This window comes from Methylacidiphilum infernorum V4, assembly GCF_000019665.1.
GTDB lineage: Bacteria > Verrucomicrobiota > Verrucomicrobiia > Methylacidiphilales > Methylacidiphilaceae > Methylacidiphilum > Methylacidiphilum infernorum.
On sequence record NC_010794.1, the window covers coordinates 109,544 to 124,793 of the forward strand.

Here is a 15,250-nt window from a genome sequence, read left to right on the forward strand (position 1 = left end):
TCAAATCAAGGGGAGCAAAAATAGGGGAAGAATAGGCAAAAGGCTATCGATTTCAATTTTTGATACCGGCTTTAAGATTCTTAGCTGCAGTATAAAAATCAAAAGGCCTGTTTATGAAGAAAAGGCCTTTGTTCCATTCGGACTAAAAAGCCATTATGAATCTATTGAAACTGTCGATGCTTCTCTCTCCAAAAAAGACAAATTTAAAAATCTTTCCTTGAGATCCTTTGGAAAAAGAGAAACTAAAAAAACATGAAGATCCTAAAAAGAAAAGGGCCCTATGCAAGCCCCTTGTAACTGGAATCCAGGACGGAACGAAGGCAATTTGCTTTTTTTAAGGCCCAAAAAGGAGAAAACCGGCAAGGTTTTTGCGAGCTTCCACTCCCTAAGGTTTTAGCTTAGAAGGGGTTAATGTTTCTTGGCCGATTCTTTTTTGTTATCGTTTTTTTAAACAATCATTAAATTGAGCCCATGGAAGGGATGTTTTTTGTCTTATTAAAAATGACAAAAATGTCACAAACAAAGGATTTTGTTTAGCTCATTGGTAATCAAGAAGATTCTTTTTTTTATGACTCCATAATGGAGTCATTTTTGTGCCACGCAAAATTAACACTCTTTGGATTGCATCGGGCTTTAGGGGTTTTTATCCTGTAGGGCAAAATCAGATAAAAAGGAGCCCTCGATGAAGAAAAAGCTACGGATTGAGTCTCTTGAGAAGCGGTATTTGATGCATGCAGCCCCGGTTGACCATCAAAGTCATTTGTCAGCGATGCAAGGGGGTGTGGCTCTGGATGGGGTGGAGTCGGCTGGATCTAGGAACATTATCGTCAAGGATTGGAGCCAGTTTAAGGCGGCGGATTTTGCCGATAAGATTTACAACGATGTAACGATCGATAACAAGACGGGGTGGTTTAACGGGAAGAGTGGGGCATTTCTTGGGTTTAACAAGTTGGAGGTGGAAGGGAATTTAAAGGGAAGCACCTTGGAGATATTGGGACTCAATCCTACGGTGAATAATGCTGTGCAGGTGGATGGGAACATGGTCAACAGTTCTGTGGTATCGCCGGCAGCGCAAGTGGAGAAGGTGGAAGTGAAGGGGGGAATGGAGATAGGGAAGGGCTTCATGGTCCTGACTAATGCGTTGGGGAGTTTGGAGGTAGGAGGCAAGCTTTTGGTGGATGGGGGAATAATCGAGACGACTTCCAAGGACTTAGGGAAGGTAGAAGCGACCAAGGGGATAACTCTTCAGGGAGGGTTGATAGGGTCGACTTCTGGGATAGGGGAGATAGAGAGTATGGGGAAGATCATGGAGTCGAAGGGTTCGAGTATATTTGCCTGGAGTGGGATAGGGGCGATCAAGGGCAAGGAGCTTGACCTGAACGGGGTGGTGTATGCGTATAAGGGGATAACCCTGGAAGGGAAGGATGGGGTGGTGATTGGGAAGGAGGGATTGATTGAATCGAAGAGGGGAGTGGTATCGGTGAAGTCGGATGACGAAATTTTAAATAAGGGTGTAGTGGAGGGAGTAGGGGTGATGATGGATTCGAAGGGGGATGATCCCTATAGTTTGGCGGTAGAAAACGAGGGGACGATTCGGGCTTTAGGGGAAGGTTCAGGGGAAGGGAAAGTGATCTTGAAGGCGGAGCAGAATGCGGTACAGGATGAGGGCAAGCTCATAGCCAGGGATGGGGATAAGGGGGGAGAGGTGGAGATCGAAGCACCCTGGGCGGTGTTATGGGGAAAAGGGACGGTGGACGTGAGGGGGAAGGATGGAGGAGGGAAGGTGATCTTGCAGGGGACAAATGCGGTGGTAGGTCCGCAGGATGTTATTGAGGCCAGTGCGGTTGACAAGGGAAACGGAGGGCAGATCCGGATCCTTGCCGATAATACGACCGTCGTGGGTAATCTCTTGGCTAACGGAGGGAAGGATGGAGGCAGTGGCGGGTCTGTCAATATCGGTGGATTGGATAAACTTAATTTTGGTGGCGTTATCCAGGCCGAAAGCTTGAATAAGGGAAATGGTGGCCAAATCCAGTTTACTTCTGCAGGTCCTACAACGGTTAATGGGGATCTTTTTGCCTTTGGAGGAAAGGATTCCGGGAATGGAGGCTCGATTACCATTAGTGCAGGCAGTGAACTCTATAGCAATGGACTTTGGAACGTTTCGGCTCCCGACCGGGGACACGGAGGGACAGTTTCTCTAATCTCATCTGGGGAAAATAGTTTTGGGGCGACCCTTTTAGACCAAGGGGGGAGACTCAAGGGCAATGGGGGAATCTTCTTCATGCAAAGTGGTTGGATCGGGACGGATCTCAACGGCATAGTCGATCTCAATGCCAGGGGTAAAGGCAATGGAGGCATCGCATTACTCACCTCGATGGGTCAAACGGCAATCACGGGGATAATTTCTGCAGAAGGAGGAAAAAATGGGGGTAATGCGGGCAATATCACCATTCAAAGCGATGGGACTCTTTATCAAGTCGGGCAGCTTGATCTCGGTGCTCCAAGTGGGACTAGCGGTACACCGAATTTAGAGGCTCCGGAGGTTAGTCATGATCTCTTTTCTGCCGGTCCTGCAAAATCTCCGGTCCAGCATCTATTCGTGATCATTGGAGAAAACCACTCTTTTGATAATTACTTTGGAACCTATTTACCCCGGCAAGGACAAACCGTCCAAGACCTGCTTACCCAAGGAATAGTCAATCCTGACGGCTCTCCTGGCCCCAATTTTTCTCTTGCCGCTCAAGCTATAGCTTCTGATACGACTAAATACCAACTCGATCCGACCCATACCGGTTTATATGCCCACTTGCCCCAACCCAATACGACCTATGCGGTAGGACAAATTCCCGATATACCCGATCCCAGGTTTCCCTCGAACCTTCCTAACGGTCCTTTCCCCATCAACAAGTACGTAGGCTACAATTCTTATGTAGGGGATCCCGTGCACCGATTTTTCCAGATGTATCAACAAACCGACCTCGGTAAACATGATCTCTATACGTGGGTTGCCCAGACCGTCGGCATAGGAGGAGCTAATTCTGCTCCGGCTCCCACTCCTTCAAATACCTATCAAGGAGCTGTTCAAATGGGATTTTATAACAACCTGGGCAGGGGAGGATCCTTTATCGACTTCCTTGCTTCGAGTGGGACGATCAATGATAATTTTCACCAGTCGATCATGGGGGGAACCGGGGCTAACCACTATGGACTTGTAAGCGGTGGATTAGCTGCCGTATTCAATGTGAATGGGAAACCCGCGACCCCGTTCGCTAACCAGATTGAAAACCCCAATCCCGCTCCCGGAACCAATAATTTTTACACCAATGATGGTTATAGAGGAGGAAGTTATATCAATCCCTCTGATCCCCAGGCTCCGGGGATAAAACCCATTCTACAAATGCTCGATTCGCTTCCTTATAAGCCCTTTATGGGGGGAGATTTTAAGCCGGGGGAATACTACCTAGTCAACAATTATAATCCAGGATATTACGCGAATGGCACTCCTAGGCCCATTGGTCCAAACGATTTTAATGTTCCTCCCCAAAATACGCCCAATATCATGACGGACATGAGTGGTCATGGCGTTTCCTGGAATTGGTTTAGCCAAGGATGGAATAATGGGAAGCCGAGTCCCGTTTTTGATGACTTGGGGGATCCCGGTCTTTTCTTTACCAATATTATGAAAACTTCCCTTAAAAACAACTTGCAGGGAATGCAGCAATTTTGGACGGACATGAAAAGCGGGAACTTCCCTGCTGTTTCGTTCATCAAGCCCAATGATATAAATGATGGACATCCGGCTTCTTCCAATCCAGCCTTGTTTGAGAATTTTGTTCAAAACATAATCCAGCATATCCAGGCAAACAAAAAGCTCTGGTACAGTTCGGCTGTTATGATCACGATGGACGAAAGCGGAGGGTATTACGATAACGGCTACATCCAACCTCTCACGGTTTTCGGCGATGGCCCCAGGATCCCGCTAATTGTGGTTTCTCCTTATGCTCAAGGGGGATTTGTGGATCATACCTATACCGATCATGTTTCCATTGACAAGTATATAGAAGCTAACTGGGGAATACCTCCGATCGCTTCCAATACAATAGATAATCTTCCCAACCCGGTAACCAACCCATCCGACCCTTACATTCCCGAAAATAGGCCTGCGATTGGGGATCTGACCACTTCCTTCCATTATTCGACTTTAACTCCTACTGACAAGGGGAATATCCCCTCTGCCGGGCAGTTCCCTGTCGGCGAACAAAAGGAGCTTAATGGAAAAGGCGGTTCTTCTCCGGCAATACAAATGGTTCCTCGGTCTCAAACTGGGGGTTTAGACCTGGCCAATGAAGATTCTCTAGGGGTATTTAGAGTATAAGGAAAGAGATGCTTGGATGACGAGGTCAATGATCATCTGAAACTAGGGATGAAAGCTGACAATTGAATCTTTTTAACTGCGATATTGAATGAGCCTTATCCCTATTAATCGATTATTAATGTCATTTATTAGCCAAGTAAGGGAAAACGGCTATAGAAACTTCGATAAAGGCATGATCCGCCCAGATTATAGTTTAGTCATAGGGTGAGTTTAGGCGGAAGATTGGTGAAGAAGATTATGTTATACAAGAGCATAAAGATGGGAGACAAAGGATGGCAGTTTAATGGGAATACGAGGTATTTCTGTAACAAGCCGAATATCAATTATTCGGGTTTCTATGAGTAACGCTGACTACCGGCTTCCTTTTTTATTGTAGGGGGAAAAGCTGTTGGTTCTTCAGTATTGTTTTATGGCGGATAGAGCTGATTCGGATTCTTTGCAGTGGGAGCTTTTTGATGGGAGTCCGGGATTGTGGGTTTTGGTTACGATGGTAAAAGGGCAAGAGAACAGTAGTGTATTTATTAGGCAAGATTATGCATCAACCGTTATAGATACTACTACACGCCGAGCTCATTTTGGCTCGAGGTATTGAGCCCTTTGGAAGAAGGTTGGGACTGATCTAAATCAGCTTTGGAAGATCCCAACTTTGGTCATGTTTTGATGTCAAGAATGCTCGTTTCTACCCCCTCGAAATTAGTTCTTTCTGGAAACTGCAACATCGGTCGGTGTGCTGGATATTGCTCAATGTTGTCGACTCATCACTAAGTATGCAGCTGATCACTCAAAAAAAGGTCAAATAATCAGCCTTCATTTCTTAAAACGTCATGTTCTAGGAGAACATAGCCTAGGGCTTCTCCATGAAATCGACTTTCTGGGAATTTTTCAGATCTCAACATTAGAAGTAGACTTGCGATCTGGGATGATAGTGACATTTTCGATTTTGATCTCGGTCGTAAACTCTATGATTATTATGACACTTTCTTAACTCTTCCTCCACTAAGGGAACAGCAAGATTGACAGAATTACTCAACAAGTCTGTGGACAGATTTTGACCAGCAAGACTTGTTTAGCAATATGCCAACGGCCTACCTTGATTTGTGCAAGCCAAAGTCGATGAGATCACGGTTAGTTTAATAATAAATATAAAGCCTAAAAGGGTAAGGCTAGGGATGTCAAATACGCCTGAGCATTGCGATACACTATGCTTTGTTCTAGTGTTGCCATCGGTGCATAGCGGACCATCCTCTTAGATTCGGGATCAAGGGTTCGGAGAAATGCATCTCATTGTAGATCACGCAAAGAATCATCTAGGCAAAGGATTCAAAATCAACCATGGGGAAATTAAATGGTCCAGTGCCGGTAAACGAATTTCTTTTTAAGTTCCTTAAGTTGGTTGATTAATAGTTTCTTGGATCAGGAAAGTAACAAAAATGCCATAAAAGCACCTATTCAATTTACATAATTGAAATTCCAAGAAAGTTGCAAAGAAGGCATGCTTTATATCTCATTGGCCATCATAAAGATGTTTTTTATTTTGTCTCCATATTGACGCCATTATGGAGTCATTTTTGCGCCAAGCAAAATTTACACTCCTCATATTGTATCGGGGTTTTGGGCTCTTTTATTCTAACCGGCAAAACAAAAGAAAAAGGAGCCCTCGATGAAGCAACCGATTGAATACCTTGAGAGAAGATATCGGATGCAGATAACCCCGGTTGGTTATCAGTTAGTCAATAGGGAGGTAATGGCTCAGGATGGGGTGATGGGAGCTGTATCGGCTACCTCTATCCTCAAGGAGAGGAACCGGTTTAAGGGAGGGGGAATTGCGACGGGGGTTTGCAGAGATCTAACGGTAGATAAAAAGGGCGAATGGTTTAGCGGGAAGACCGGGGCATTGCTCGGAGTTAACAAGCTCAATGGGGAAAGGGCCTTGAAGGATTCTTCTCATGGAGGTGGGCAAGATGAACCTCTAGATGGTCAAGGAAGTGAGACCGGACGAACGGCATGGGGAAATAAAGGATGGATCCATGTTCGGCATTGGTTATTCATTGGGTGTCTATGGGCGATGTTCACTTCAGGCTTTTCTTTTTTTCCCCAACCGTATGCGCAAGCGGTGGGGTCAGGGACACTTTGGTGCGGCACGGAGAGCCAATCGGCCGCGGGCACTCTTTCCGGTGGACCGGGATCGTGGGATCAAGCTCCAGTGGAATCGGGGGGTTCGATGGGCGGGAGTGTGTTTGGAGAGGCGACGGGGCCTCAGCCTTTGGAGAAGCTCCTGCGGAATCATCCCCTTTTGGCCGACTCATCGAGCTCTTCGAGGAGCAATGTGGGGACCGACCCTGCTGCCTCTTCTCCCTCCTCGCCCTCTTTGGCCAACCCCAGCACCGGCAGCGTCACGATGCCCGAAACGATCGTTGCGATCACCAGTGAGTCGGTTCTTCCCGGGGACTACGACATTAGCTCGGTCTACGGAACTCCTCTGAATATCGTGGATACCCCGCGGAGTGTCCAAGTGATTACCCAGAAGGAGATCCAGTCCTCGGCCTTTATCTCCCAAAACGTCATGTCCTTGATGTACATGGCCCCTGGGCTTTACATGGGTACCACTTTTGGCGAATTTTCCGTTCCCAACATCCGGGGTATGCCGGCAAACAAGTACATCAACGGGATGCTTTCCTTCTTGCCCGGCACCGGCTACGAGGGCGGACCGATGAACATGAACGATTTTGACCAGATCAACATCGTCCAGGGGCCGACGATGCCAAGCCTGCTTTCTATCCGTGCGGCGGGTGGTTACCTCGATATCCAGACAAAACGTCCCTATTGGGACGGGTTTCATGGGATGGCAACGGTCATGGAAGGGATGTACGATCAAAACCTCTGGCAGGCGGACGTGGGAGGGCCGATCAACGACAAGCTTGCCTTCCGGTTCAGCTACTTGGGAGATTATTCGGGTAGTTATTACGTAAACGACTATCTGCACAACCAGGCTTTTTATTTAGCCCTTTCCTACAAGCCTTACGATAACTACGAGGTGTTTTTCAACAATTCCTTTTATACCGAAGGATACAACGAGATTGGAGGGATTAATCGACCGACCCAAGAACTCATTTCGGATCACGAATACCTTTCCGCCTATTTGCCGAACACCTTCCTTGGTCCTCCTGTCTTTATCGATCATCACAAAGTAAACTATAATATTGGGCCGGAGTTGTATAATTACGGAGTATCCGTTCTTCCGCAAAATTACAATACGATGCGATATGTTCCTCTGTCGGCGATTGGGGGTTATCGAGCCAATCTTCTAAACCCAGGATCAGGAGGGTACGTTGAAAGCGAGCGGGCACAGGTGATCCAAAGACTCAATGTCAACGATGGATTCCAGATTATCAACAATAGCAATTTTGAATATTTCAGTTACAATTACCAGAATCTTACCCCTTATTTCATCTATACTCCCGGCTCCTGGGTCGCGCAGAACAACACCTCGTTCATTTTCAATTTTGACACCCCGATCGGCGGAGGGACTGACAACGACGGAAAAGAAAGCTTGCTTGACCAGAAGAATCCTTCTTCCCAGAAAGAAAACAAGTTCGATATCCATCACACGGTCAACGTGGGGTTCGAGTTCGACTATGCCAACATGATCGTCTACGAAGACGATTTCGAGCAGGTTTTTAATGTCTGGAACATGGGGCCGCTTTATGATGCGGTTTATCCTTCCTATTTTCAATTCAACCTGCCGGGTAAGCCCTGGTTCAGCAAGTATCTTTACCAGGATGTTCCCATTCCTGGCCGACCCGGCGAGTACTTCAACCCAGGCAACTTTAGTTCGACCGATTCGGAGAGCTGGTACTTGAGGCCCTATTGGCAACACCAGGTCGATTTAGGCAAGCATTTTTCGATCTTCATGGGGGCAAGTGTATTGGCCTTGCTTTCCACGGCGCAAAATCCACCGGGAACACCCGCCACCTATTTCGACTTCGGTCAAGCCCTCCATCCAACCGGAGCATATTTTTCGACCGTTATCCCGAATTTCGACTTTAGCCCGCGCTGGAAGCCCAACGAGTGGACGACAGTCTATTTTGATTTCCAGCAGGCATATCTGGCTGAAACCGGAGCTTTCTATGGCGTTTCCCCTTTGACTTCCAACTACGACCTTCACTTGCATCAGCGGCTTTACAGCGGGGGTATCAATTTTAGTCTCCTCAACGGGAAACTCAACATCTTGACTGCCGCCTTTGACCAAGAATTCCAGGAACTAGAAGTCTTCAAAAAGGTGGTTCTTGTCCCGGTTCCAATCGATGTTGTGGGTGGAACGCTACAGGTAGCTTATCAGCCCGACCGTCATCTTTGGCTTGTCGCCAATGCCGGATATATCATAGGTACTTTTAACTATGCACCACCGCTCACCTCGGGTCCGAGCATGGACCAGCCTTATCCAAGTAACTACGTTTTGAACAATCCGGCGAAATATCCCTTCGATCTTTTTGGTTATTTTCCGCAGGGAACCTACCCCTACGTGGGCTGGCCTAACTTCCAAACCTCTTTCATGGCTACCTATACATTCGATTGGGGCCTGGGCTTTTTTGCTTCCTTTAACGCGACGAGTCCCCAGTACCTTGCCTACGATTACATTGTGCGGATCCCCTGGCAGTACACGCTTAACTTGGGTTTAAGCTACACGAGCAAAGATAAGCATTGGGTAGCAAGGCTTTGGGTTTGGAATGTCACCGATCAGCACAACTGGATGACAAGCGGTAGCGGCTTTGCAACTTCCTTTAACAACTACGATGAGCTGATGGTCTCTTATCCATTCTGGATCCAAGGGCAGGTAAGTTATCAATTCTAGGAGGGAAGAGAAGATGAACCCGAGAATAGAAACGGGGAGTAAAGCAAAGTGGCTTGTTTTGGCGGCCCTGGGCATGATTTTTCTTATGTCCTCAGCCGAATTGACATTGGGCGTCCCTGATCCTTCGAAGCTGCCCGCCGGGGGAAAGAAAGTGGCTTTGGCGCCCCAAATGATCTTGGGAGCGAACGGTGAAGGCAAGAAAGCCCAGGAGCTCTTGCAAGAAGGCCGTTTGGCCGAGGCAGAGGCGGTGGCGCAGGCCGATCTCCACACGGCCATTTCTCGATCGGGTTTTAGTTCTTTTGGATTGTTAGTGCCGTATAACAACATGGGAGTTGTTTACACGGTCGAAGGGAAGTTTGCCGATGCCCACAAGATGTTTGTCCGGGCGATCGGGTTGGGGAGGGCAGCGGTGAGCCAAGGAGAGATGGCCTCCGGCTACAGCGGGGGATCGACATATAGACAGGCAGGAGCGGGAGCGGGAAAGGGATTGACGATGCAGAAAAAACTCCTGGCTCTCTGCTTGTTTAACAATGGGCTTGCTTACAGGAAAGAGGGGGAGCCAGCAAAGGCTGAGCGGTTCGAAGCCGAGGCACGCAAGCTTGATCCATCCCTGCCCGAGTTAAAGTAAGATAGCGTAAATAATATTGGATGCTAACCTTAGTCAATCGAGAGCAGGTTGGATTTGCTTGCAATCAGCACAAGGGATTCACCACCGGAGGAGAACAATCTTCAAAGGTTTGTGATTTGGGTTGCTGGCCTTTTTTGATAATCAAATCGCTGGGAATGCGGGGATATTTATTCTTATCGCCTTCAGCTTTTTTTAAAATCCAGGGAAAACTGGCAAGGATATAAAAGCTTTGTTGGAATGCCCTCCTACCGGATATTGCCATTAAAACTTTAGGCTATAGGTTGTTCTTGTCTTTTGGCCAAGCGATTCTTTTTTATGATTTTCCTGTTCAAGTGAGGAATCAATGGGGGTAGAGCTTGTTGCTCACATGAAGTAAATGAAATGCCATGAAGAAAGAGGTTCCCTTTACTATGTTGGTAGCCAAGGAGATTTTTTTATTTTTGACGCTATTATGACTCCATAATGGAGTCATTTTTGTGCCACGCAAAATTCACACTCTTTGGATTGCATCGGGCTTTAGGGGTTTTTATCCTGTAGGGCAAAATCAGATAAAAAGGAGCCCTCGATGAAGAAAAAGCTACGGATTGAGTCTCTTGAGAAGCGGTATTTGATGCATGCAGCCCCGGTTGACCATCAAAGTCATTTGTCAGCGATGCAAGGGGGTGTGGCTCTGGATGGGGTGGAGTCGGCTGGATCTAGGAACATTATCGTCAAGGATTGGAGCCAGTTTAAGGCGGCGGATTTTGCCGATAAGATTTACAACGATGTAACGATCGATAACAAGACGGGATGGTTTAACGGGAAGAGTGGGGCATTTCTTGGGTTTAACAAGTTGGAGGTGGAAGGGAATTTAAAGGGAAGCACCTTGGAGATATTGGGACTCAATCCTACGGTGAATAATGCTGTGCAGGTGGATGGGAACATGGTCAACAGTTCTGTGATCTCCCCGGCCGCGCAGGTAGAGAAGATAGAGGTGAAGGGAAGGATGGAGTTGGCAGAGGGCTCCATGGTCCTGACTAATGCGTTGGGGAGTTTGGAGGTAGGAGGCAAGCTTTTGGTGGATGGGGGAATAATCGAGACGACTTCCAAGGACTTGGGGAAAGTGGAGGCCACCAAGGGGATAACTCTTCAGGGAGGGTTGATAGGGTCGACTTCTGGGATAGGGGAGATAGAGAGTATGGGGAAGATCACGGAGTCGAAGGGTTCGAGTATATTTGCCTGGAGTGGGATAGGGGCGATCAAGGGCAAGGAGCTTGACCTAGATGGGGTGGTGTATGCGTATAAGGGGATAACCCTGGAAGGGAAGGATGGGGTGGTGATTGGGAAGGAGGGACTGATTGAATCGAAGAGGGGAGTGGTATCGGTGAAGTCGGATGACGAAATTTTAAATAAGGGGGTAGTGGAGGGAGTAGGGGTGATGATGGATTCGAAGGGGGATGATCCCTATAGTTTGGCGGTAGAAAACGAGGGGACGATTCGGGCTTTAGGGGAAGGTTCAGGGGAAGGGAAAGTGATCTTGAAGGCGGAGCAGAATGCGGTACAGGATGAGGGCAAGCTCATAGCTAGGGATGGGGATACGGGGGGAGAGGTGGAGATCAATGCACCCTGGGCGGTGTTATGGGGAAAAGGGACGGTGGACGTGAGGGGGAAGGATGGAGGAGGGAAGGTGATCTTGCAGGGGACAAATGCGGTGGTAGGTCCGCAGGATGTTATTGAGGCCAGTGCGGTTGACAAGGGAAACGGAGGGCAGATCCGGATCCTTGCCGATAATACGACCGTCGTGGGTAATCTCTTGGCTAACGGAGGGAAGGATGGAGGCAGTGGCGGCAGGATTCTCCTTGAAGGGCTTAATCAAGCGGATTTTGGAGGGAAGATATTGGCATCGGCCCAATCTAAGGGAGAGGGGGGAATGGTCAGCATTGTTTCGGTGGGACCTGTAGTAGTGGATGGAAAGATAGAACTTCACGGGGGAGAGGAAAAGGGAGATGGAGGGATGTTGAACATATTGGCGGGCAATGACTTGACCACGGGAGGCAGATGGAATTTGGATGCAGGGCAAAGAGGAAATGGGGGAATGGTTGCCTTGGTGTCGCAGGGAGAAAATGAATTTCGAGCAGAACTGACCGCCTTGGGAGGAAAAGAAAGCGGTAATGGGGGAACTCTTTTTTATTCGAGTGGTTGGATTGGAACGGATTTTAATGGCATAGCCGATATGAGTGCACGGGCTAACGGGAATGGAGGATTGGTGATCCTTGAATCTACGGGAGAAAGTGCGATCACGGGAAGCATTCTTGTCGATGGGGGCAAGAATGGGGGCAACGGAGGGCAAATATTTATCCAGGGAGATAAGACGGTCTATAATGTCGGTACATACGGTCTGTCGGCACCCCAGGGAACGGTGGGTATGCTTAATTTTGAAGCCCCAAAGGTAAGTGCGGACCTTTTTTCTAATGCTCCAGGACAAAGTCCCATCCGACATGTAATTATGGTCATGGGTGAGAATCATTCCTTTGATAATTTTTATGCGACCTATGTTCCGAAACAGGGACAGAGCGTAAAAAACTTTTTATCGGAAGGAATTATCAATCCCAATGGAACTCCTGGACCTCATTTTTCGACCGCCGAGCAAGCAACGGCAGTCGATAGAACAATCTACCAGATAGAACCAAAGATTACCGGTTTTTATAAGTATTTGCCTCAACCTTATTCATCGAACTACACGACTCCGGATAAACGGTTTCCTACCAACTTGCCCAATGGGCCCTTTCAGATAACTAAGTGGGCCCCCTACGATTCGAAAACGGGGGATCCCATCCATACCTACTTTACTGAACTCCAGCAAACGGATGGGGGAACAAATCGACTTTATACCTGGGTAGGGCAAACCTTCAGCAAGATTCCAGAAGGCGGGGTCTCGATGGGATTTTATAATGTATTAGCTGGAAATGGAAAATATTTTAATTACTTGGCCAATGCTTATGCTCTTGGAGATAATTTTCACCAATCCCTTTGGGGAGCTACGGCTCCTAATACATTGAATTGGGTTACGGGCGGAGTCCCTCTCTATTATACGGCTGATGGAAAAGCCGCTGTTCCCCCACAAAATCAGATCCAAAATCCAAACCCCGTTTTAGGAACCAACAATAGGTACATCAATGATGGGGCGGCTTACATCAACTTTTCAGATCCTTCCCAGCCTGGAGTAGAAGCGGTGAGAAAATATTTATCTCATCTTCCCTATTCTCTTTATCAAAACGGTGATGCTCAAAAAGGCTACTATTACATGTTAACCGATTACGATCCAGCCTATAATATGAATGGATCGTTACGTCCTTTAGGGCCAAACATAAAGAATGTTCCTCCTTCAAACGATCCAACGATATTCCAGGATTTACAAGATCACGGAGTTTCCTGGGCATGGTTTGCTCAAGGTAAAAATACCGATCCTCAAGCTATATCGATTCATAGGGAAGCACCCCTCTATTTTCAATACATCATGGAAAGTCCCCTGAAAAATAACATCCAGGGAATGACCCAATTTTATCAAGACGTAGCCAACGATTCATTGCCAGCGGTTTCGTTTGTGAGACCGGATGCAACAAACGACGGACATCCGGCCTCTTCGACCCCGGCCGCTCTTCAACATTTCTTTGAGAATCTGGTCAACCATGTCCAGGCTAACAAAAAGCTCTGGTACAGTTCGGCGATTATGTTTACCGTCGATTCAACGGGAGGATATTATCAACCGGGATACAACCAAGCCTTAACCTATTTTGGCGACGGCCCCAAGATTCCCTTTTTAATGATTTCTCCTTATGTTGGAGAAGGTGTCGTCAATCATCAATATGCCGATACTGTTTCTATGGATAAATTTGTTGAAAAGAACTGGAAACTTCCCCCTATTGCTTCCAATACCCTGGATAATTTACCCAACCCGGTAACCAACCCATCCGACCCTTACATTCCCGAAAATAGGCCTGCGATTGGGGATCTGACCAATTACTTTAATTATTCGATGATGACTCCTACCGACAAGGGGAATATCCCCTCTGCCGGGCAGTTCCCTGTCGGCGAACAAAAGGAGCTTAATGGAAAAGGCGGTTCTTCTCCGGCAATACAAATGGTTCCTCGGTCTCAAACTGGGGGTTTAGACCTGGCCAATGAAGATTCTCTAGGGGTATTTAGAGTATAAGAATAGCAACGTTTGGATAACGCTCCCATAATTCATTGAACCGAAGGGAGTAAATAGGGGAATGTTATGCGGAATCATTTGAGATGCCGTAGTTGATGCCTGCAGATCCAGTGATCATCAAAGTCGTTTTTAGCCATGCAGAGGGGGAGTTATTGTGGATGGAGTGGCGGAGGCTAGTTCGTATTTTAAAGGGAAGTGTTTTATATGGACTCTTTAACATTGGATAAAAAAGGAATTGAAGAAAGAAAATCCATAGTCTTGAGTCCAACGATTCCCTCGACGATAACGAAGGAAGCTTGGGGATACCTTCTTCCTACCGGTTCAGAGGGGCTTTTTGCTTTCGTTCCCAAGATGCTTCCTCCAAGGATTTCCTGGAACGCTCAACTTGATCAAACATACAAAGCTGCTACCTATTTTTTAGGAGAATTATCAAAATTATCTTGGATTTTCGACAGGAAAATTCCTTTTCTTTCCCGTTGTTTCAACCAACTCAGGCAACGGAGAAAGGAAAGGGAAGGAAGTTGGAATCCCTATGCTGGAGAAGAGAAAAAAGAGGAAAATTTAAATCCCAGTCCTTTGCTTGAAAAGTCTTATATTGAGGCTATTGAAAACGGGTATAGCCAACTTCATTCCAAAGCTTTTTTGCCCGACCTAGCCTGCCTTCTTCATAAAGTTCTTTTGAGAGGTTGCAAACAAGGAGAACCGGGTAAATATCGAACGGTTCAGATCCGGTGGACTCCCCGTTTAAGCGGCTCTACGATGGCGCTTTATTTATCCCCGCCCCCGGAGCTAATCAGGCCGTGCATGGAATCCCTCTGTTGTTTTTATGACATGGGGAAGAAGATGCCTCCTCTTGTTGTCATTTCCCTGGTTCATCTTCAATTTGTATCCATTCAACCCTTTGAAGATGCTAACCGAAGGGTAGCCAATCTTCTTGCTTCCTTGTTTTGGGTGAAGGAAAGATTTTTTCCCTTTCCCTTGCTTGATTTGACAGGCTATTTCGAATGGAGTGCGATGGATTTTCTCTATTATTTTTTAAAAGTGATTCGCCAGGGAGCTTGGGAGGACTGGCTCCTCTATTATTTTAGGGGAGTAGCGATAGAATCCCGGAGAGCTTACCTGTTCCTTAAAGAAACAATTAAAAAAGAATTCTGATCCCGTTGACTCGAGCTTGAGCTGACAAAAGGCTTTAGGCTTTAA

At 47.1% G+C, this 15,250-nt stretch carries 6 protein-coding genes; 5 read left to right on the plus strand and 1 reads right to left on the minus strand.

Going from position 1 to position 15,250, the window contains the following annotated elements; genetic code table 11:
• Positions 1 to 682: 682 nt before the first annotated feature.
• From MINF_RS00515 to MINF_RS00535, 3 genes are all read left to right on the plus strand, one after another.
• Complete coding sequence (locus MINF_RS00515; RefSeq protein ID WP_012462457.1) at positions 683 to 4,378, plus strand: alkaline phosphatase family protein; 3,696 nt, start codon at positions 683 to 685, stop codon at positions 4,376 to 4,378.
• Positions 4,379 to 6,038: 1,660 nt separating this feature from the next.
• Complete coding sequence (locus MINF_RS00530) at positions 6,039 to 9,230, plus strand: TonB-dependent receptor plug domain-containing protein (RefSeq protein ID WP_012462459.1); 3,192 nt, start codon at positions 6,039 to 6,041, stop codon at positions 9,228 to 9,230.
• Positions 9,231 to 9,243: 13 nt separating this feature from the next.
• Positions 9,244 to 9,858 (plus strand): hypothetical protein, encoded by a 615-nt coding sequence (locus MINF_RS00535; protein ID WP_012462460.1) that lies wholly within the window; start codon positions 9,244 to 9,246, stop codon positions 9,856 to 9,858.
• A 64-nt stretch (positions 9,859 to 9,922) separates the two neighbouring features.
• On the opposite strand, the gene MINF_RS00540 is transcribed toward MINF_RS00535, so the two are convergent.
• Positions 9,923 to 10,120: a hypothetical protein gene (locus tag MINF_RS00540; RefSeq protein ID WP_048809990.1), complete on the minus strand. Its 198-nt coding sequence runs from the start codon at positions 10,118 to 10,120 to the stop codon at positions 9,923 to 9,925.
• A 303-nt stretch (positions 10,121 to 10,423) separates the two neighbouring features.
• On the opposite strand from MINF_RS00540, the gene MINF_RS00545 reads away from it, so the two are divergent.
• Positions 10,424 to 14,050, plus strand: coding sequence for a phospholipase C (locus MINF_RS00545; protein WP_012462462.1), 3,627 nt, complete (start codon positions 10,424 to 10,426; stop codon positions 14,048 to 14,050).
• Positions 14,051 to 14,254: 204 nt separating this feature from the next.
• Positions 14,255 to 15,205 (plus strand): Fic family protein, encoded by a 951-nt coding sequence (locus tag MINF_RS00550; protein WP_048809991.1) that lies wholly within the window; start codon positions 14,255 to 14,257, stop codon positions 15,203 to 15,205.
• The last annotated feature ends 45 nt before the right edge of the window (positions 15,206 to 15,250 follow it).

Excerpts from the sequence above, each read along its gene's own strand:
- MINF_RS00515 (WP_012462457.1), top strand. The coding sequence starts at position 683 with ATGAAGAAAAAGCTACGGATTGAGTCTCTTGAGAAGCGGTATTTGATG.
- MINF_RS00530 (WP_012462459.1), top strand. The coding sequence starts at position 6,039 with ATGAAGCAACCGATTGAATACCTTGAGAGAAGATATCGGATGCAGATA.
- MINF_RS00535 (WP_012462460.1), top strand. The coding sequence starts at position 9,244 with ATGAACCCGAGAATAGAAACGGGGAGTAAAGCAAAGTGGCTTGTTTTG.
- MINF_RS00540 (WP_048809990.1), bottom strand. The coding sequence starts at position 10,120 with ATGGCAATATCCGGTAGGAGGGCATTCCAACAAAGCTTTTATATCCTT.
- MINF_RS00545 (WP_012462462.1), top strand. The coding sequence starts at position 10,424 with ATGAAGAAAAAGCTACGGATTGAGTCTCTTGAGAAGCGGTATTTGATG.
- MINF_RS00550 (WP_048809991.1), top strand. The coding sequence starts at position 14,255 with ATGGACTCTTTAACATTGGATAAAAAAGGAATTGAAGAAAGAAAATCC.